Origin of the sequence: Mucilaginibacter yixingensis, assembly GCF_041080815.1 — a bacterium.
In the GTDB taxonomy this organism is placed as follows: Bacteria; Bacteroidota; Bacteroidia; order Sphingobacteriales; family Sphingobacteriaceae; genus Mucilaginibacter; species Mucilaginibacter yixingensis.
In genome coordinates, this window is the sequence record NZ_CP160205.1 from 2755011 (window position 1) to 2774651 (window position 19641).

The 19641-nt window shown below is 44.8% G+C and carries 11 protein-coding genes and 3 tRNA genes; 5 read left to right on the forward strand and 9 right to left on the reverse strand.

Going from position 1 to position 19641, the window contains the following annotated elements; all coding sequences use genetic code 11:
• Positions 1-6 precede the first annotated feature (6 nt).
• Entirely contained in the window at positions 7-3174 is a 3168-nt protein-coding gene (locus ABZR88_RS11215; RefSeq protein ID WP_107830295.1) for a TonB-dependent receptor, read from the reverse strand.
• 508 nt (positions 3175-3682) lie between these two features.
• Here ABZR88_RS11215 and ABZR88_RS11220 point away from each other — a divergent pair.
• Positions 3683-4531, forward strand: coding sequence for a heparin lyase I family protein (locus ABZR88_RS11220; RefSeq protein ID WP_107830297.1), 849 nt, complete (start codon positions 3683-3685; stop codon positions 4529-4531).
• An 86-nt stretch (positions 4532-4617) separates the two neighbouring features.
• Here ABZR88_RS11220 and ABZR88_RS11225 read toward each other — a convergent pair whose 3' ends face one another.
• A complete protein-coding gene (locus tag ABZR88_RS11225; protein WP_107830299.1) occupies positions 4618-5904 on the reverse strand; it encodes a sugar MFS transporter in 1287 nt (428 codons plus the stop codon).
• Positions 5905-6125: 221 nt separating this feature from the next.
• Here ABZR88_RS11225 and nagB point away from each other — a divergent pair, with 221 nt between their 5' ends.
• Positions 6126-8045: a glucosamine-6-phosphate deaminase gene (gene nagB / locus ABZR88_RS11230; protein WP_107830301.1), complete on the forward strand. Its 1920-nt coding sequence runs from the start codon at positions 6126-6128 to the stop codon at positions 8043-8045.
• A gap of 414 nt (positions 8046-8459) precedes the next feature.
• On the opposite strand, the gene ABZR88_RS11235 is transcribed toward nagB, so the two are convergent.
• The 4 genes from ABZR88_RS11235 to ABZR88_RS11250 all read right to left on the reverse strand — a co-directional run bounded on the left by ABZR88_RS11235 (position 8460) and on the right by ABZR88_RS11250 (position 10564).
• Positions 8460-8535, reverse strand: a tRNA-OTHER gene (locus ABZR88_RS11235).
• Between the two features lie 2 nt (positions 8536-8537).
• A tRNA-Ile gene (locus ABZR88_RS11240) sits at positions 8538-8613 on the reverse strand.
• Positions 8614-8624: 11 nt separating this feature from the next.
• Positions 8625-8699 (reverse strand) — tRNA-Pro (locus tag ABZR88_RS11245).
• 230 nt (positions 8700-8929) lie between these two features.
• A complete protein-coding gene (locus tag ABZR88_RS11250; protein ID WP_107830303.1) occupies positions 8930-10564 on the reverse strand; it encodes an ABC-F family ATP-binding cassette domain-containing protein in 1635 nt (544 codons plus the stop codon).
• A gap of 217 nt (positions 10565-10781) precedes the next feature.
• Here ABZR88_RS11250 and ABZR88_RS11255 point away from each other — a divergent pair, with 217 nt between their 5' ends.
• A complete protein-coding gene (locus ABZR88_RS11255) occupies positions 10782-11192 on the forward strand; it encodes a thioesterase family protein (protein WP_107830305.1) in 411 nt (136 codons plus the stop codon).
• 66 nt (positions 11193-11258) lie between these two features.
• Positions 11259-11903 carry a DUF1080 domain-containing protein gene (locus ABZR88_RS11260; RefSeq protein WP_107830307.1) on the forward strand — a complete coding sequence of 215 codons (645 nt, stop codon included), beginning with the start codon at positions 11259-11261 and terminating at the stop codon, positions 11901-11903.
• Positions 11904-12019: 116 nt separating this feature from the next.
• Here ABZR88_RS11260 and prfH read toward each other — a convergent pair whose 3' ends face one another.
• The 3 genes from prfH to ABZR88_RS11275 all read right to left on the reverse strand — a co-directional run bounded on the left by prfH (position 12020) and on the right by ABZR88_RS11275 (position 16962).
• Entirely contained in the window at positions 12020-12637 is a 618-nt protein-coding gene (prfH, locus tag ABZR88_RS11265; protein WP_107830310.1) for a peptide chain release factor H, read from the reverse strand.
• A 7-nt stretch (positions 12638-12644) separates the two neighbouring features.
• The gene (locus tag ABZR88_RS11270; RefSeq protein ID WP_107830312.1) at positions 12645-14045 is read right to left on the reverse strand and encodes an RtcB family protein; all 1401 of its coding nucleotides are present in this window, start codon (positions 14043-14045) and stop codon (positions 12645-12647) included.
• 457 nt (positions 14046-14502) lie between these two features.
• Complete coding sequence (locus ABZR88_RS11275; RefSeq protein ID WP_107830314.1) at positions 14503-16962, reverse strand: TonB-dependent receptor; 2460 nt, start codon at positions 16960-16962, stop codon at positions 14503-14505.
• A gap of 257 nt (positions 16963-17219) precedes the next feature.
• Here ABZR88_RS11275 and ABZR88_RS11280 point away from each other — a divergent pair, with 257 nt between their 5' ends.
• Positions 17220-19622 carry a TonB-dependent receptor gene (locus ABZR88_RS11280; RefSeq protein ID WP_107830315.1) on the forward strand — a complete coding sequence of 801 codons (2403 nt, stop codon included), beginning with the start codon at positions 17220-17222 and terminating at the stop codon, positions 19620-19622.
• Positions 19623-19641: the final 19 nt, after the last annotated feature.

Below are 19641 nucleotides of genomic sequence, written 5' to 3' on the forward strand. Positions count from 1 at the left end.
AATTGGTTAGAAAGCAACATTTAAACCTGCCAGGAAAGAGCGTACACGCGGATAGCCGCCAAAATCTACACCCGGCGTCAGTCGGCTGGAATTGTAAACACTCACTTCAGGATCGTAACCGAAATAATGTGAGAATACCTTTAGGTTGTTGCCGGTAACGTAAACTCTTACCCTTGACAGTTTAAGTTTATTGATCCATGCTTTAGGCAACGTATACCCCAGCGATACGTTGCTGATGCGCAGAAATGAACCATCTTCAATAAAGCGATCGTCCAGTCGCAATACCGTACCAGCGCCATTATAGGCCGGGTAGTTTTTACCCTGGTTCATGGCCGCCAATTGCACCGGATCTGTTACGCGATTGCCGCTGGCATCAATGGTCATCCAACGATCGGCCACATAGGCAAAGGTGTTAGGATAAACATTCTGCGTCATGGTACCGTACAGACGGTTGGCATCATAAACCTTACCGCCAACAGACCAGTTGATAAAGATGCTCAGATCAATGCCTTTATAGCTAAAAGTATTGTTCAGACCGCCGGTAAACTTAGGCTGAGCATTACCAATTACGGTACGGTCGGCAGCGGTAATTTTACCATCATTATTCAAATCAGCGTAGCGGATGTAACCAGGTTTAGGTACGTTGTTTGGATCATACGGAATGCCGGCTTTTAACGTATAGGCTTGCGTGGCTGCATTGTAATCAAAATCCGATACACGGTACAGGCCGTTAAAACGGTAACCATACATCTGGCCCACAGGCGCACCTACTTGCACCAGGTAATCGGTTTCACCTAATGAATTGATACCGCCGGCAACACCGCTGCTCCAGCTATATACATAACGGGTGCTTTCGCCGTTGGTTAGCGCTAATACCTTATTGCGGTTAAAGGCAATATTGAAAGCAGTATTCCACTGGAAACCATGGCTGCGGATGTTCACGGTATTTACAGCAAACTCCAAACCGCGGTTGCTGGTTGAACCTACGTTAATCAGCTCGGTATTGAAGCCTGACGATGCCGGGATTGCCGCATTAAGCAACAGATTGGTGGTACGATTGTCATAAACATCAAAAGTAAACTGCACACGTTGGTTAAACAGCCCCAAATCCAAACCGATATCTTTTGATGTGGTGGTCTCCCATTTCAGGTCGGGGTTGGCCAGGGTTGAAGCGCTGGCGGTAATTACATTGTTGTTATTAAGCGGATAGTTGCCGGCTTGCAGCAATGACAGCGACAGGAAGTTATTGATACGGTTATTACCTGACGAGCCGTAGCTTAAACGCAGTTTAAGATCAGAGAAAGCTTTCTGCTCTTTCATGAACGACTCGTTAATGATTCTCCAGGCAAATGCCGCAGAAGGGAAATAACCAAATTTGTTGTTAGCCCCGAATTTTGATGAGCCATCTGCACGCAAACTACCAGAAAGGATATAGGTATCCTTATAGCTGTAGTTGGCCCTTGTAAAAAACGATAACAACCTTTCGTCCTGTAGAGACGAGCTTGGCGTGCCGGGTAGTGTGCCCTCGCTCAGATCATTCAGCCCCAGGTTTACATTGGGGAACATGTTAGAGCTAATACCCAGCGTTTTAACTTTGGTGTAAACCTGCTCCTGGCCAATCAGCATATCAAAATGATGATCTTTGTTAAAGTTATTAGAATAAGTAAGCGTATTGCTATAGTTCCATCCGTTTTCCTGGCTCTGGTTAATTGATCCGTTAGGACCGCCAGACCGGAGGGCCGAAATAGAACGTGAATCATTGAAAAGATCTGCTTCATTAATAATATAGCGGTAACCTACCAAACCACGATAGGTAAGGTTTTTCAATAGCTCGTAATCCAGTGATCCGTTCAGGTTTAACACCTTGATATTGGTATTGCGATACTGAGAGTTGGCTGTAGTAATAGGATTCAGGTAGATACTTCCGTCAGGCGCATTAGGGTCCTGATCCATGTTAATAAAGCTCTGGTCGCTGCCTTTCAGACCCAGCGTAGGGCGGTATTGCAAAATGTTCTGCAACTGGTTGAATTTGGTGTTCCCCTCCTGGGTACCAGAACCGTAAATAGTTTGATTAGAGAAGTTGACAATACCGGTTGCCTTCAGTTTGTCTTTGCTATGGCTCACCTGCAGCTTAGCAACATCTTTGTTAGACCCGCTGTTGATCATGATACCCTGATCAATATTGCGCGAGTAGAACATCGTGAAGTTGGTTTCTTTTGAACCACCACTGATGCTGAATTTGTGGTATTGATTATGAGTGGTTCCGCCAAAAAGTTCATTTTGCCAGTTAACACCCGGCTGATTGCCATACAGGCTTTGGATCTGGTCAAAGGTGCCATAGCTGCTCAGGAAGTTTGCACTCTTGGTAGCGTCGCCTAAAGAACGCTCATACTCCAGTAATACATATTGGTATGGGTTGAGCATGGGCAAAGTTTTGGTTACCTTTTTAATGCCGTAGTACATATCATACCCCACAGTCACCTTACCGGTGGCCGATTTTTTGGTGGTAACCAGGATAACGCCGTTAGCACCGCGTGCACCATAAATAGAGGTAGCCGAAGCATCTTTCAATACGTCGATACTTTCAATATCAGTTGGATCTAAAAATGAAAGGCCATCTGTTTGCGGTATCCCATCAACAACATACAGAGGCTCATTACTTTGGGTGATTGACCCACCGCCCCTGATGGTGATAGAAGGCTGAGAGCCGGGTGTACCGTCGCCAGCGCTTACACTTACACCGGCCAGTCGGCCTTCTAAAGCTGAGGCTACATCCTGCACCGGCATTTTGGCCAGGTCTTCACCTTTAATAGAAGAAATGGCGCCGGTTACATCTTTACGCTTTACCGTACCATAACCTACCACTACAACCTCGTTCAGGTTATTCTTCAGATCGGCCAGTGTTGCATTGATTGTCTTGCGGCCATTCACTAACTCTTCTTTAGCCTTAGTACCTATAAAGCTAAACACCAGGGTAGCAGACGGACTAACAGTTATTTGATAGTTACCATTATTGTCGGTTACTTTTCCATTCTTGGTTCCTTTCTCCTGCACGCTTGCGCCGGGTAAAGGTTCGCCTTGCTCGCTCTTCACCACACCCTTTACCACTATGTTCTGTGCATAAAGAGCCTGGCAAAATACCGAGAGGCCTAATAAGAGTAAGATTCGTTTCATAATAAAAATTGCGGTTTAATTAATTGGTATTTGATGAAAACGAATTTAGGCGGTTGTGCAAATCCGGCATTTAGGATTTGTTTAAAATGCTATCAATTTTGATGAATGGAATAAAAAATGATCTGCGCAAAATAGCCGCGCAAAACCTGTTAAAATGTACGCTCACAGCGCTATAACAAAGTTTGCGTATTCAACAAATCCTAAACATTTCGGGTAAAAATCAAAAGTCTTTCTTTTCGGCCTCCCCTACCTTCATCAGCATTAAAATCACCGTATTATTTCATTAAAACCTATTGTAATCTATAAAGATAATCAATGCGCGGTTCCTGTTATAATGCACGCATTTGATTATTCATCCGGCAAAACGGTGAGCCGGAAAACTAAACCTCATTCCTTTTAAATGTTGCGGGCAGGCTACCCGGTCAGTGTGTTTGGATGTGCCCTGCAGCTGATACTTCAATTTGAATTAATTAACCCAATTTATTAACCTATCAATTTTTCAAATTTTATGAAGAGAACTTTTAAACTAGTTCAAGGCGGCGCTTGCGTGGCCATTGCATCTCTGGTAGTTTTTACATCGTGTAAAAAGCAAAGCCAACTGCCTGTTGCAACAACAGAACAGCAAAGTACAACGGTGCCAAAATTAAAATCGATGGCAATCGGCGATACCTTGCTGAATGTGAACTATGAATCCGGTACGCTTAACTCAGGCATCACCGGGGTTACCGCAACCGGCGCTCCGGCGTCAGACGCTGCTTACATGATATCGCCCGGCGCCACCGGTAGTTATGGCATTGCCCACAAGGTTGTGTTTGGCGATAGCAGCTATTATTCTTTCGATAATTTTAGAAGTGAGAGCGATGCTGATGGCGTATCGGCAGCCAGATTTTTGCCCGGCAACATCCGTCGCTATGAGGTTAGCATCTTGTTAAAAGATTGGCCTGCGTGGGATTCATCGCAACCGCTTTCTTCACCGGTTCTGTTCCAACTTAAACAAACCGACGGATATTACGTGCCTTGCCAGATTATGGCAAAAAGAAATGCATTTGTTGCCAGAACCGTAGATACCACATACAACACCTTGATCTCTAACTTTACGCCCTACGTAAACCAGTGGGTAAAATTCCGTATTGACGTATCGTGGACTACAACCAACACCGGCTACATGAATATCTATTACCAACTGCCCGGAGCCTCTGGCTATACATTGGCATGGAGCAAAACCAATGTTAAAACCTACGTAGGGCCAGCTACCGGCGGCCAGCATGGCTATATTAAATGGGGTGTATATACAGGTCCCCCTACCGGTACACGCATAGCCTATCATGATGACATCCATATTATTGCACTAAACTAAACCACATATCTATTACAAGAAAGGCTGCTCAAATTGAGCAGCCTTTCTTATTTAACAGTTACAGCATCCTATAACCAGGTATTTATTTAGTTAGATCGTGTAACACGCTGCGGCACCAGCTTATGCCCCCATACCGAGAAATAAAAGATCATCAGGTAACAAGGGATCAGAATAACATAGGCGTGCTGCAGGCTAAACATATCAGCAATGCGCCCATATAAAAGCGGAATCAGCGCCCCGCCGGCAATACCCATAATTAACAGCGATGAGCCGGTGCGCGTATAGCTGCCCAGTCCCTTAATAGCCAGCGGCCAGATGGCAGGCCATACCAACGAGTTGGCCAGCCCCAATAAAGCGATACAGAATACCGACGCGTAACCATGGGTAAGCACAGCGGCTACAGAAAATATCACACCCAAAATGGCCGACACGGTTAGCGCCTTTTCTTGTTTGATGTAACGAGGGATGCAGATAATACCGATAATATAACCGGCCACCATACCACTCATGGTGCAGGCGGTAAAAAACTTAGATGTGGCCAAACTAATGCCCAGGCTGGCGCCATAGTTCACAATAGAGTCTCCGGCCAATACTTCGGCACCCACGTAAACAAAAAGCGTAATTATCCCCACCACCAGATGCGGGAATTGCCACAGGGAAGGTTTCGTGCCAGCTGTGTTTTCATCGGCACTTTGCGGAGCCTCTACCTCTGGCAATGATGACAGGCGGATAAACACGGCCAACACCACCAGCACTATCATGATGATAATATATGGCAAAAGCACACGGTGCGCCAGCTGATCCAGTTCTAATTGCTTTTCGGCATCACTCATAGCAGCCAGACGGACTATTAACAGATCAGCATCTTTAAGTGTTACAGCGCCCAGAATAATGGGGGCTATGGCACCGGCCAGCTTATTGAAAATACCCATCATGCTGATGCGTTTGGCGGCGCTTTCTATCGGCCCCAGAATGGTAATATAGGGGTTAGATGCGCTTTGCAGTACTGCCAAGCCAGTGCCCTGCACAAAAAGGCCAGACAGGAACAGCGGATACGCCCGTGTCAGCGCAGCAGGAATAAAAATCAATGCGCCGATGGCCATAATGAGCAATCCGGCAGACATACCATTTTTAAACCCTGTTTTCTTGAGCAACCACGCCGATGGGATAGCCATTACCAGGTAAGCTATATAAAAAGCAAAAGCCACCAGGTACGATTCGAGGTTGTTGAGCTGGCAGGCAATTTTGAGATACGGAATGAGGATGGAGTTGATCCAGGTTACAAAACCAAAAACAAAAAAGAGCAGACTAATAATAATAATGGGAATAAAATTCTGGGCAGTACTGCCTGCCCCGGTATTGGCTTTTTTCATATTTACGGGTGATTGTGTTAAAGCCACCAAAGTAGCTGGATCTGGTACATCAGGTTTTCAAAATACGGTTTATTCCTTTCAAATATGTTGAAGCGGGCATTTAAGTTTTGTCCCGGTCGGCAGGTTAAACCTCATTTAAACACAAAAAGCCGAGATTAAAAGCCTGCCACGGCAGCACGGGGTAGTTTTGAGCCAAAATAAATCAGCTCAATCCCAATCTAATGGCAAGATTAAATTTACTGGAAGAAACCCGGTATGAGAAACTGGCAGTAACAGTTTACCCCGATCAGCACACGGCGGCTAAAAAAGTGGCGGCCCGCATTGCTGCACTTATTAAAAATAAACAAGAACGTAATGAAAATGCGGTGCTCGGCCTGGCAACCGGGGCTACCCCCGTTGGGGTGTATGCGGAGTTGGTACGTCTGCATCGTGAAGAAGGTCTGTCATTCCAGAACGTCATCACCTTTAACCTGGATGAGTATTACCCCATGCAGCCCACAGCAGCACAAAGCTACGTGACGTTTATGAACGAAAACCTGTTCAATCATATAGATATTAAAAAAAGTAACGTACACATCCCTGATGGTACTTTAGATCAAGATTACCTGCAGGCTTACTGTTTTGAATACGAGCAAAAGATCAACGCCCTGGGCGGGCTGGATCTGCAAATCCTTGGTATTGGTCGTACCGGTCACATTGGTTTTAACGAGCCCGGCTCTGCACCCAACTCAGGCACCCGACTGGTAACACTTGACGACCTGACCCGCGCCGATGCCGCCCGCGATTTTGGTGGTAAAGAGAACGTGCCCACCAAAGCCATCACCATGGGTATTGGCACCATATTTAAGGCCCGCGAGATTATATTAATGGCCTGGAGCCAAAAGAAAGCCCCGATTATCAAGAAAGCGGTAGAAGGCGAGATCTCTGGCGATGTTCCGGCTACTTATCTGCAACTTTCAGACCATGTGGAGTTTATTTTGGATCAGGATGCCGCCTCACTCCTCACCCGGTTTGATACCCCATGGCTGGTGAAAGACTGTGAGTGGACTAAACAGATGAAAAAGAAAGCTGTGATCTGGCTGGCAGAAACCTTGCAGAAGCCGGTACTTAAACTCACTGAAGAGGATTACAATAACCACGGTATGGCACAACTGGCAGTTGAGCAAGGTCCGGTTTATAACATCAATATCGATATTTTTAATCAACTGCAGCATACCATCACCGGCTGGCCCGGCGGTAAACCCCATGCTGATGACAACCAGCGCCCGGAACGCGCTCAGCCCGCCAAAAAACGATCCATCATCTTCTCCCCTCACCCTGATGATGATGTGATCTCTATGGGCGGTACCTTCATTCGTTTGGTAGACCAGGGGCACGAGGTGCATGTTGCCTATCAAACATCGGGCAATACCGCGGTTTGGGATGATGACGCCCTGCGCTTTGTGGAGTTTGCTATCGACTTTAATCAGAGTATTGGCGAGGATGACAGTAAACTGAAAACCATTTATGAAGACATGCGTGTTTTTATGGAAAAGAAAGTTCCTAACCAGGTGGATACCAAAGAGATTTTGGACGTAAAAGGATTCATCCGAAAAACCGAAGCTATTAGCGGTGCGCGTTATGCCGGCGTGCCCGATGAGAATATTCACTTTATGGCGCTGCCCTTCTATGAGACCGGCAAAACCAAAAAGAACTCGGTAGGCGAAGAAGATATCCGCTTAACCATGGAGTTGCTCAATAAGGTAAAACCCCAGCAGGTATTTGCCGCCGGCGACTTTGCCGACCCGCATGGTACACATATTGTTTGCTTCAACATCATTCTTGCGGCCCTGCAGCGCTTAAAACAAACCGAAGACTGGGTGAAAGATTGCTGGCTGTGGTTATACCGCGGCGCATGGCACGAGTTTGAACTATACGAGATAGAAATGGCGGTTCCGCTATCGCCGCAGGAGGTGTTGCGCAAACGCAACGCCATCTTCAAGCACCAATCGCAAAAAGACAGGGCGGTGTTTCCGGGCGATGACGCGCGTGAGTTTTGGGTACGTGCCGAAGACCGCAATCGCGAAACAGCAAGCCAATATGACCGGCTTGGTTTGGCAGAGTACGAGGCCATGGAGGCCTTTGTGAGGTATCAGTTTTAAATACAAAGAAACGATAGCATCGCATGCGGTATACAATATTGAATAAACAAATTATTACCATAATAACTACGGGTGCCATGACGCCCGTAGTTTTCATTAACGTGAAAAATTCTGAAATGTCATCAACTGGGTTTTCCATTTTCAAAATTCTTTCAAGCAGCACTAAAATTCTAAGAGTTTATACAGTTACCACTCATCGATATAGTCCCTCTTTACAGATTGGAAGAGTTTAAAAAAAACACAGACATTTCTTTACAAAGCACACCTTACCCATACCGCCTGAAGGCAGATTAAAGCGGGATATAGCAGACTGAATCTGCCGATATAAAAAAACAGTTTTACTGCATGGACTCGAACCACGATCTGCTGAACCAAAATCAGCCGTGCTACCATTGCACCACAGGAAAATAAACACAGCCGGTGCGGGACTCGAACCCGCGACCGTACTACTCAAAAGCGTATCCCTATTACCAAACTCAGGCAACCGACTGCTGGTGGAAACAACAGGACTTGAACCTGTAACCGGCACCGTATAAGGGTATTGCTCTAACCATTGAGCTATATTTCCATTATAAATTGTAGGGTAGCCCGGACTCGAACCGGGAACCTCCTGCTCCCAAAGCAGGTAATCTGAACCAATTGATATACTACCCTGAAAAATGTCTCCAAAACAAAAAATCCCCTTAGATTTATCTAAGAGGATTTCAAAGCATTGTTTATGTCAAGTCAATACATAGCCTATCCTCTCTGATAAATCAGTTGGGGTATAGAGCGTTGTATTGTTGTTGTTTTCATAGTGCAATGATACGATATATTTATAAAATCAAGAAATTTTTCTTTATTTTTTTCTTTAATGAATTTTAGTAAGCTAGACACAATAGTAATTAGCTTTGCTCAATCTCTTTCAGGCTGTCCATTTTCTTGTAAGCCAAAAATCCTTTGATGTCCTCAAAATGCTCGCGGACGCGCTTATTACCAAACTCAAACACTTTTTGTACCAGTCCATCCAGGAAATCACGATCGTGAGATACCAGGATCAGTGTGCCGTCAAAATCTCTCAGGGCATCTTTAATGATATCTTTGGTCTTCATATCCAGGTGGTTTGTCGGCTCATCCAGAATCAGCACGTTTACAGGTTCCAGCAGTAGCTTAATCATGGCCAAACGTGTCTTCTCCCCTCCCGAAAGTACCTTCACCTTTTTGGTGGTATCATCTCCGCTGAACATAAATGCGCCCAAAAGATCTTTGATCTTGATGGTACCATCGCTTAACGGAATCTGATCGATGGTTTCAAATACCGTTAAATTCTCGTCCAGCAAAGCGGCCTGATTTTGAGCAAAGTACCCGATCTTGGCATTGTGACCCACTTTCAAGGATCCTTCAAAATCAATCTCACCCATAATTGCTTTGATCATGGTTGATTTACCTTCCCCGTTTTTACCAACAAAGGCCACCTTTTCACCACGTTCAATTACCATAGCCGCATTCTTGAATACCACGTGATCGCCATAGGTCTTTGTCAGATCTTCTACCATTACCGGGTATTGGCCCGAACGTGGCGATGGCGGAAACTTTAATCGCAGTGCCGAAGTATCCACCTCATCAATCTGGATAATCTCCAGCTTCTCCAGCATTTTTACCCGAGACTGTACCTGCAGGGTTTTAGAATACGTGCCTCTGAATCGGTCTATAAATTCCTGGTTATCGGCAATAAAACGTTGCTGCTCCTCGTAGGCTTTCACCTGGTGTACCCGGCGTTCTGCACGTAATTGCAGGTAATGAGTGTATTTGGCTTTGTAATCGTAAATACGGCCCATGGTCACCTCGATGGTACGGTTGGTAATGTTATCTACAAAAGCACGGTCGTGCGAGATCACCATAACAGCCTTTGCCGAGTTAACCAGAAAATCTTCCAGCCATTGGATACTCTCAATATCCATGTGGTTGGTAGGCTCATCCAGCAAGATCAGATCTGGTTTCTTTAAAAGAATTTTGGCTAACTCGATGCGCATACGCCAGCCACCCGAAAACTCAGAGGTTTGGCGGGTAAAGTCTTTACGTTCAAACCCCAGCCCTTTGAGCACCTTTTCAACCTCAGCATCATAGTTGGTTTCCTCTTGCGAATAAACTTTCTCGCTCAGTTCAGACACCCGCTCAATCAGCTTCATGTAGTCATCACTCTCGTAATCGGTACGAATGGTAAGCTGTTCATTCAACTCGTCCAACTCTTTCTGCATTTGATTAGCCTCGTCAAACGCCTTCATCGTTTCCTCAAAAACGGTAACGTTATCTTGCGTCAGCAAATGCTGGGGCAAATAAGCTATCACCGCCTCTTTGGGGCCGGTTACGTTACCTGATGTAGGTTTGGCCGCTCCGGCAATAATCTTGAGAATGGTAGACTTACCTGCACCATTCTTACCCATCAGGGCTATTTTATCATTCTCATTAATTGAGAACGTTACATCACTAAACAAAGTAGTTCCGCCAAATGAAACGGAGATATTATTAACATTAATCACAGTATGGGTATATTAAATTGCGTGCAAAGATAAGTGAAAGAGACAGAACTAAGTTACCTGTACCGTAAGTATCACTAAACCAGAAATCAACAATGCAGTTTTGAAGGCATGTAGCAAGGTTGTTGCAGCAGTCAGTTTCATAAAAAACGATATTTACCCCGGTTATAAAACTTGCATTTATATATTTACCGCCCAATAAACCTCAAAACCCTGTACAATGAGCTATTCTAAAGAATACATCGTAAAAAGTGAACATATTGATGTGCAAGGCATCATGGACGGCCTTTATTATCCCTTCTATATGGAATGGTGCCGTCATGCTTATATAAAAGATGAATTAGGATTTGATTTTGAAGAAGAGGCGAGAAACGGTGTGAACATGGTACTATCAACATATACCATTGATTTTGTAAGGTCACTAAAGAAAGATGACTTAATGATTGTTACCTGTGAACTTTATGCTGACGGTAAACAACTTCCTAAGATTCACTTTAAGCAAAGCATATTGGTGAATGGCAAGATTATGGCGAAAGCAGTTTTTTCAGGCACATGTGTCAAGTCATCCGGAGGACGGCCTTACCTTCCCGAAACACTAAATGACAAATTAGCGGCGGCACCAGTGCTGTAAATTTGCAGAGAGGTAACTATCAGAACAAAATCGTAATTTTCATAACCGATACCCATAAACCAAAATATGAAAAGTTCAAAGCTAGGCCGAAAATCGTCGGCGGTTCTATTAATTGCAGGGAGTATCTTATTCTGTTGGCCTGCCGGGGCCCAGCCAGAAAAATCGCCCCTCAATAAATCAAAGCAAGATAACTGGAAACCGGATGCCGGGTTTGAAAGTCTTTTTGATGGCAGTACACTTAACGGATGGTGCTACCGTGATAAAACCGGCGAAGTTTTGGAAAGCTTCGACGGAAAAACAGCTTCGTCTGACGGTCGCTACTCAGCCGGCAATGGCATTTTGACAGTCAATTACCCTAAAGGCGCAGAACGTTTGGTTCAAAAAAGCTGGACTTTAAGAAAGTTTCCCAAAAACTTTATTCTGAAGATTGAGTTCCGTGCGTCTAAACAAGCAGATAGCGGTATTTTCTTAAGAGGACCACAACTGCAGTGCCGTGATTATGTAACCGTTGGCCCATACACTAACTTAAAGAACTACCACCCGCAAGACTGGAATCAAATTATAGTAACCGTAAAAGATAACGTTGCGCATTGCGAATGTAACGGCGAGGTACTGGAAGATGCTTTGAAGTTGCCGGAAACAGGCCCAATTGGCCTGGAAGGCGATAGAGGGCAGATGGAATACCGCCATATTGAAATTAAAGAAATATAAGCAAGGGTCGCTTTGTTTCCTTTTAAGATTTAAATCACATAAGGCTTAATAACAATTATTTAAACGCCGTTCTGCAAATCCAGAACGGCGTTTTTTAATTACAAACATCAGTTTGATCAAAGCAGCGCTGCTTTTATAGTTTTCACCGGATTGCCGCGCTCTAACATATTGTGCTGCATCCATTGGCTTTGCTGTTGTTGCATCAGCTCCTCTGTTTGCTGTGCCAGCACTTTGGCCTCTAGCCGGGTTAAACAAAGCTTTTTATTCTCCAACTGCGAGCGACTGTCCATGGCCATTACCTGCAAGCCAGATGGCAGGTGTGTGCCCCTAACGGCCGTTTCTACCTTGTTTACATTTTGCCCGCCTGGGCCGGACGAGCGGCAAGTTTCCAGCTTCACATCTTTCAGATTCCACTGCGGTAGTTCGTTTATATTGAAAACGGCTACGCCCACAAACCAGTTTTTACGTTTATGAAATTTGCGATACGGGCTTTGGGCAATCCACTGGATAGTGCCCGTCCACTCCTTTGTAAAAGAATCAAGGTTATGACCGCTTGCTAGTATGGTGGCAGACAACAACGTACCTTTTACATCGCCTGGTATGTTTTCAAGTACCTCCATTTCGATGTGCTGCTGACGGGCCTGCTTCATCATTAAACTTTGCACACAGGCAACAACCCTGCAACATTCTGCCGGGCCTTTGCCGGAAGTGATTTGTATGATTATTTTTTCCATATCCGCCTTACTCCTTATGCATTCTAACCATACGCGGCTGAAACCGGCCTTCAATACTTACTAACTCCTGTTGAGCTGCAATTACCGTTTCGATGTCTTTATAAGCCAGCGGATTCTCTTCAACCGTACCGCCAATCAACGTTACACCGGCGTTATTCAACAACTTTTTCATGGCCGATACCGTCATGCTGTCTTTGGCGGCTTGCCTACTCATTGCCCTGCCTGCACCATGAGATGCCGAAAACAAAGCATCTTCCCTACCCTTGCCAGACACGAGGTAGGCCGCCGTAGTCATACTACCGGGAATAATTCCCAATTCGCCGGCATGTGCCGGGGTTGCTCCTTTACGATGCACAATCACCTCTCTGCCGTCAGTTAGTCTATCTTTCCATGCAAAATTGTGATGATTCTCTACCACGTGCAGGGCTTTCAACCCTAATGCTTTCAGCAAGTTATCGTGGATTCGCTCATGGCAGGCTTTTGCATAATCGCCGGCCAGGGTCATGGCTAACCAATACTCTTGTCCGGCTTCGGTGTTCAGATCCAGCCAGGCCAATTGCTGTGCCTGACGCGGCAGTTTACAAGTATTCATGGCCAACTGCGTGTAATGCCGCGCAATGGCCGAACCCAACCCACGACTACCCGAGTGACTTAACAACGCGGTGTATTTCTTAGCCGGTAAACCCAATGAATTATCAGGCAAAATCTCAATCTCGCCAAATTCTACAAAATGATTTCCATTGCCAGATGTACCCAGCTGCCGTACAGCTTTGCCGCGCAGTGGTTTTAACAATGTTAGTTCATTAAAAAGATTATTGTCCAACACCTCATGTTCCTGCCGGGTATCTAAACCACCCTCCATACCAAAATGAGTATGATTCTTTAAAGCCTGTTTAATCTGATACTCGTACCGTTTTAAGTAGGTATCGCTCTCGTCAATAATAGAAAGCGCCATGCGGCAACCTATATCCATCCCCACGGCATACGGAATTACGGCATTATCAGTAGCCAACACCCCGCCAATAGGTAAACCAAAGCCCATATGCGCATCGGGCATCAATGCACTTTGTACGCTTACCGGCAACAGGTTGGCCAATTCCATCTGCCGCTTTGCCGATGTCTCAATACCCTTACCACCGTACGTTTTACAGAAAACAGGCTCTTCCCTCAACTCAAACACTTTAAAAGCTGGCCCTTCAGTTTTGCCGATGATCTTCTCGGCTATTTTATTTGTCAGTTCATTATCCAGATATGCTTCCGGATTATTCTTAATATTTATCAGCAAATCAAGTATCTCCTGTTTGCTTTGATGTTTAAAACTCTTAGCAGCTATACCAATAACCAAACTGCGTAGCTGATCATTATGATAACCTATTTTGCTTAAATCTTTTGTTCTTAAATTGCCCATGTGGCTATTTGTTCTAAACGGGCATCCTTTGGATGAGTTTTCCCGCAATTATGACTTTGCAGACCGCTCCCCCACACCAACCTTATTAAAAGTGTCAGTTAAGCAGATGCGGTCATCGCATTAATTAATCTCAATTGATTTTTTGATTTCCGTTCGTCCTTGAGTAAGGATATACCCTTTTCTGGGATGCTCAAAAAAGCCGGCGTAAAACAGACAGGTAACAACGGCGCACAGTTAATCCATGCTTTATCGTTCAGTCAATAAAATAAAAGGGATTGACCTGCCTGTTTTTAGGCAATGAGCGAAAGGGGCGATATGTAAACTTGCTCTGTCATGATTCCTTGATATTTAAAGGTTAACAAATCAGGAATTGCTGCAAAGATAGCACTTAATTTAAAAATGCAAAAATTGCGTGTTATTCCGCAAAAGTCAAAGCCAAAATATACCGCCAAATAGTTTAAAACTCTCTGTCATTCAGCTCGCTATTTGGCAATTTCAACTTACTGGCAAACCTGTTCAGGTTAAAGCTGATATTAACGAGCAGCATATTTGTTTCGTAAATATAATTGGTGGTGGTATAAAAATCAGCACCAGAAGTGGTGATCCGTTGTTTGGCTGAATTAAATATCCCCATATTTTGCCATAGTAACGAGGCAGCCATACGCCCGTTCATAAAAGTTTTTTTAACGGAGGAGTTAGGAATAAAATATTGCGAATCTTCGCCCTGAGCTGTAGGGCGTTTAGACAGGTAATTCACATTAACCTGTGCGCTCCAGGTTTTGGCCAGTTGCAAAGTAGTATTTGCATTAAAGGTATAAGCCCAACGCTGGTTATTAACCGTTACCGGCTGGTTTAAAATGAAAATATTGCCGTTGATATGATAATTAAAAGCATTGGCACCTGCGTATAACGACCACCATCGGGTCAACTGCAAGTTAGTACCAACTTCTACCCCAAGCTGCTTAGCCACACCGGCATTAGTATATACGCGGTTCAAAATAGTATCAACATATACGCTGTTCAGTCGTTGTATAGGGTTTTTGATATGCTGATAATAAGCTGTGGCAAAAAAACTACCCGCTTTAAAAGTGTGATTGATACCCAATTCAACCTGGTCAATAAATTCAGGTAACAGATCAGGGTCGCCTTCCTCCAACGTTTCTGAATGCTCCCGTTCCGGAATGGGGTTTAATTCCAGGTTAGTGGTGCGGTTAATCCGTTTGCTATAATCGGCTTTTAGCTTCCAGCTGTCGGTCAAACTATATTGCAGCAAAGCTGATGGAAATAAATTAGACAGATCAAGCTGATGGCGATTCGGGTCGTAAGAAAGATCAACCGACCGGGTGGCATATTCATAACGCAATCCACCGTTGTACTCCCATTTGCCACTTTTGCCCGAGTATTGGCTGTAGACCGAATTAATCACGTTTTTGGCGTGCAGACTACCCTGAAACTTTCCGGCATCAGGCTGCGATGCCGGCGGCGTCACGGTGTAATCAAACTGCCCATCCTGCGTATCATAACGCAGTTGGTAACCGCTTTCCAGTTTGCCTTTACCCAATGGCAGGCTGTGATCCAACTTAAAGCGATAGCCACTAATTGGCCGTTTATACGGATTATAAACATACTGAATGGTATCAGCCGTATTAGGATAGTGTAAGTTGCGATTTCTGGTGTTACCATACAAATCTGCGTGCTCATACACCATACCAGCCACCAGTGTAGATTTATCGGCAAACGTATGGGTGTAATCAAAGTTGGCCAATGCAAAACTACCCTCCTTTGTTTGCAGGTTGGAGTTATAATAGGTAGTACTTTTAATGAGTGCGTTATTATTCAAGTTTGACGTGGTGTTGTGATAAACCAGGTCTGCTATACGATCCTGATAACGTTGCCCGAGGAATAGACCACCAGAAAAACTGTTAAAAGCATCAGGCGTAAAGTTAATAGTGGTGCGCCCTGCATAGTTGTACTTCTTAAAACTGCGCTCGCCGGTTGACGGGAAACGGGTGATGGTACCTGCGTTAAAGTTTTTGGTAAACACATCGCCTTCGCGGTAACCGGCATTATCATTACGGTTATAGTTGCCTCCTGCGGAAATATCCCATTTGCCTTTTCGATAATTCAAAGTGGCATCGCCACCAAAACGTACCGGTTCGCGCGAATTGTTATGATCGTCTATACTTGGCAAACCGCCTTGCGCATTCAGAGCCAGCGTAATGCCGTCTACGGCTCCTTTTTTGGTAATAATATTAAGAATCCCGCCCCGACCATCCGGATCATACTTTGCCGAAGGCGAGGTAACCACTTCTATATTCTCTACTGCGTTAGCCGGCATTTGAGATAGCACGGTCTGCGCATCGGTAATAACAGGCTTGCCATTAATCAGCACCATAAAGCTCTCTGAACCACGCATGGTGATATTGCCCTGCCCGTCGACCGATACTGATGGGAGGTTCCTGATCACATCAACAGCAGAACCGCCTTTGGCGGCCTCAAACTGACCAGCGCGGTAAATCTGCTTATCAATCTTATTAACTGCATTTAGTTGTTGACCTTTCACATTAACCTCATTGAGCATTCGGTTGGCCGGTTGTAAAAAGATCTCGCCAAGATCAATACGCTGCCCGCTCCCCAACTGAAGATCAGTTTTGATATAATCCTGATAACCAATAAAGGCTATTTTTAAACGATAGCGCCCTGCAGGCAATTTACTAAACTCAAAACTACCGTTAGCCTTGCTGATAACACCGGCAACCAAACTACTGGAATCTCCCGCTTTAAAAACAGCAGCACTTGCGTATTCTATAGCTTGGCGAGTTTTGCTATCTGCGACGCGACCTCTAATAGCAGCTGTTTGTGCGAAAAGTGAAATACTATTTGAAAGTAACAGTATTAACAGAAGGATCTTTTTCATTGATAAGTGATGGCATAAAATTAACGGTTTCTGAAAGAATTATGCCATTTTATCCCGGCAAGCCTATAAATATAATGGTTACTTAATATTCCCCCCTACGATCCGAACTTTAGGAAATAGAGAATTCAAATAAAGCCGCTGGATTAGCTGTCTGCCCTCCTTCTTGAATTTATTTAAATTTGTTCTAAATAAGTAAAAAGCATTTTTATCTTTGCCGACGGTTTAGAATTAATCTAAATAAACATACAACCATCACCATGATCAAGCTTTATACACTTTTACTCTCTCTCCTTGTTCTAATAACCACAGCAAACGCTGAGGGGCCGCTGGAGAAAAGCGGCAGCATTCGCGGTCACGTACAGACAAGCGATGGCAAACCGGCCGACTTTGTTAACGTTGGTTTAAAAAACACCAACAAAGGCACCACTACAGATCAAAACGGTAACTACATCATCAAAGGTGTTAAACCAGGTACCTATACCATTAAAGTTTCATTCATCGGTCTGCAAACTGAAGAAAAGCAGATCACCGTAAGCGAAGGCAAACCATCCGTTTTAAACTTCACCTTAAAAGAAAGCGCTTCTAAACTTGATGAAGTATCTATCACCGGCGCTAACCGACTGAACAAGCCGGTGAACGTTGGTAAAGCAGGCCTGCGCCCGCTGGATATGCCGCAAAGCATTCAGACTATTGACAGTAATGTAATTGCCGATCAGCAGTTTAACCGTCTGTCTGACGTAATGAGAAACGTTAACGGCGTTTCACTTGGCGATAATCGCGGTTCTGTAAATGAATCATTCTTTGCACGCGGCTATAGCCTGGGCACAAACAACGTATTTAAAAATGGTGCACGCACATCAACCGGCGGTATGCCAGAAGCCAGCACACTGGAGGCTGTTGAAGTATTAAAGGGTAGTGCCGCTTTACTTTATGGCGGTGTAACCGGCGGTGCCGTAGTAAACCTGGTAACCAAAAAACCTAAATTTAATTGGGGTGGCGAGGTAAGCATGCGTGCTGGCAGCTATGGTTTATACAAACCAACTGTAGACGTTTATGGCCCGCTATCTAAAAGCGTAGCCTTCCGCATTATTACAACTAAAGAGAACGCTAACAGTTTCCGCGATGTGGTAAAGACCGACCGGTTCTACGTCAACCCTTCATTACTGTTCAAAATCAGCAACAAAACTGAATTGATTGTACAGGGCGATTACCTGAAAAGCAACTTCACCCCAGATTTTGGTATCGGCACCGTGGGCGGCAAGATCTCCCCTGTTCCGCGCAGTGCGTTCCTGAACGTGCCATGGGCTTATAACAACACCAATACCGGTAGCGCTCAGGCTAACTTAACCCATCGTTTCAATAACAACTGGAAACTGAATGCGGTAGCTGCCTTCCAATCATACAGCCGTAACTATTTCGGTGCAGAACGCCCTGCAGCAAATGCAGCTGGTATGGCGGCACGTGCGCTAACCAGATCTCAGTCAATGGAATACACCTACAACCAGCAGATCAACCTGACTGGCAGCGCTATGACCGGATCAATTAAACATACGCTGTTGTTTGGTGCCGACGCAGATCAGTCAAGAACTACCACCTACAGCTTTAAATATGCTGACGGAACAACTGCTAAAAGTGCCGACTCTATCAATATACTCAACCCTGCAACCTATGGAAGTAAACTACCAATGCCGGAGACGCACACTTATCAGCATGTTCTGGCCCCAATTTATCGCATGGGTGCCTTTGCTCAGGACTTGATTAGCCTGACCGAGCAGTTCAAAGTACTGGCCGGTGTAAGATACACTTACCAGGAAACACCAAAAACACGCACCTTTAACGAAGAGACCGGCGCAATTACTGATGCTGCTGCCAGCACTAAAGTAGACAAAGCGTTTTCGCCAAAACTGGCTCTGATCTATCAGCCAATCAGCACTACTTCTTTGTATGCCAGCTATGCTAACAACTTCACCCCTAACACAGGTGTCGACATTTACAACGTGCCGCTGGGCCCATCTATCATAGACCAATGGGAAGCTGGTATTAAAAACGATTTCTTAAACGGTCGCTTATCGGTTAATGTTACTGGTTACCACATTGTTAACAACCGTTATGCGCAAACTGCCCTGCTAACTGCTGATGGCAAACCAAACTCTGATACCAACGTAAAAGAGTTTAGCGGCAAAACCGCCAGCGATGGTGTGGAGGTTGATATTACCGGTAAACTTTCAGCCAACTGGTATTTCCTGGCTGGCTATGCTTATAACTACTTCCGTTATACTAAAACAGCGCCTGTTACCGGTATTACAGAAGGCGAACGTGTTGTTGGCAGCACGCCTAACACCGCCAACGGTACCATTTTCTATACCTTTGATAAAGGCGACCTGCAAGGCTTAAAACTGGGTTTCTCCGGTTATTACACCGGCAAACGTAACGCAGGCTTCAACACCTTGAAAAACGGTTTGCAACGCGGGCAGCCAACTTACCTGACAGATTACGCAACCTTTGATTTTTCTGCAGGCTACACTTTCAAAAAACACCTGTCATTACTGGCTAAACTATCTAACATTACCAACGAGATCAATTACCTGGTACACGAAAATTACAGCGTGAACCCAATTGCTCCGCGCATGGTACAAGCCACTTTATCTTATAAATTTTAAGCGTTAAACAATAAACTGT

Coding starts and splice junctions, on each gene's coding strand:
- ABZR88_RS11215 (WP_107830295.1), bottom strand. CDS start 3,174: ATGAAACGAATCTTACTCTTATTAGGCCTCTCGGTATTTTGCCAGGCT.
- ABZR88_RS11220 (WP_107830297.1), top strand. CDS start 3,683: ATGAAGAGAACTTTTAAACTAGTTCAAGGCGGCGCTTGCGTGGCCATT.
- ABZR88_RS11225 (WP_107830299.1), bottom strand. CDS start 5,904: ATGAAAAAAGCCAATACCGGGGCAGGCAGTACTGCCCAGAATTTTATT.
- nagB (WP_107830301.1), top strand. CDS start 6,126: ATGGCAAGATTAAATTTACTGGAAGAAACCCGGTATGAGAAACTGGCA.
- ABZR88_RS11255 (WP_107830305.1), top strand. CDS start 10,782: ATGAGCTATTCTAAAGAATACATCGTAAAAAGTGAACATATTGATGTG.
- ABZR88_RS11260 (WP_107830307.1), top strand. CDS start 11,259: ATGAAAAGTTCAAAGCTAGGCCGAAAATCGTCGGCGGTTCTATTAATT.
- prfH (WP_107830310.1), bottom strand. CDS start 12,637: ATGGAAAAAATAATCATACAAATCACTTCCGGCAAAGGCCCGGCAGAA.
- ABZR88_RS11270 (WP_107830312.1), bottom strand. CDS start 14,045: ATGGGCAATTTAAGAACAAAAGATTTAAGCAAAATAGGTTATCATAAT.
- ABZR88_RS11275 (WP_107830314.1), bottom strand. CDS start 16,962: ATGAAAAAGATCCTTCTGTTAATACTGTTACTTTCAAATAGTATTTCA.
- ABZR88_RS11280 (WP_107830315.1), top strand. CDS start 17,220: ATGATCAAGCTTTATACACTTTTACTCTCTCTCCTTGTTCTAATAACC.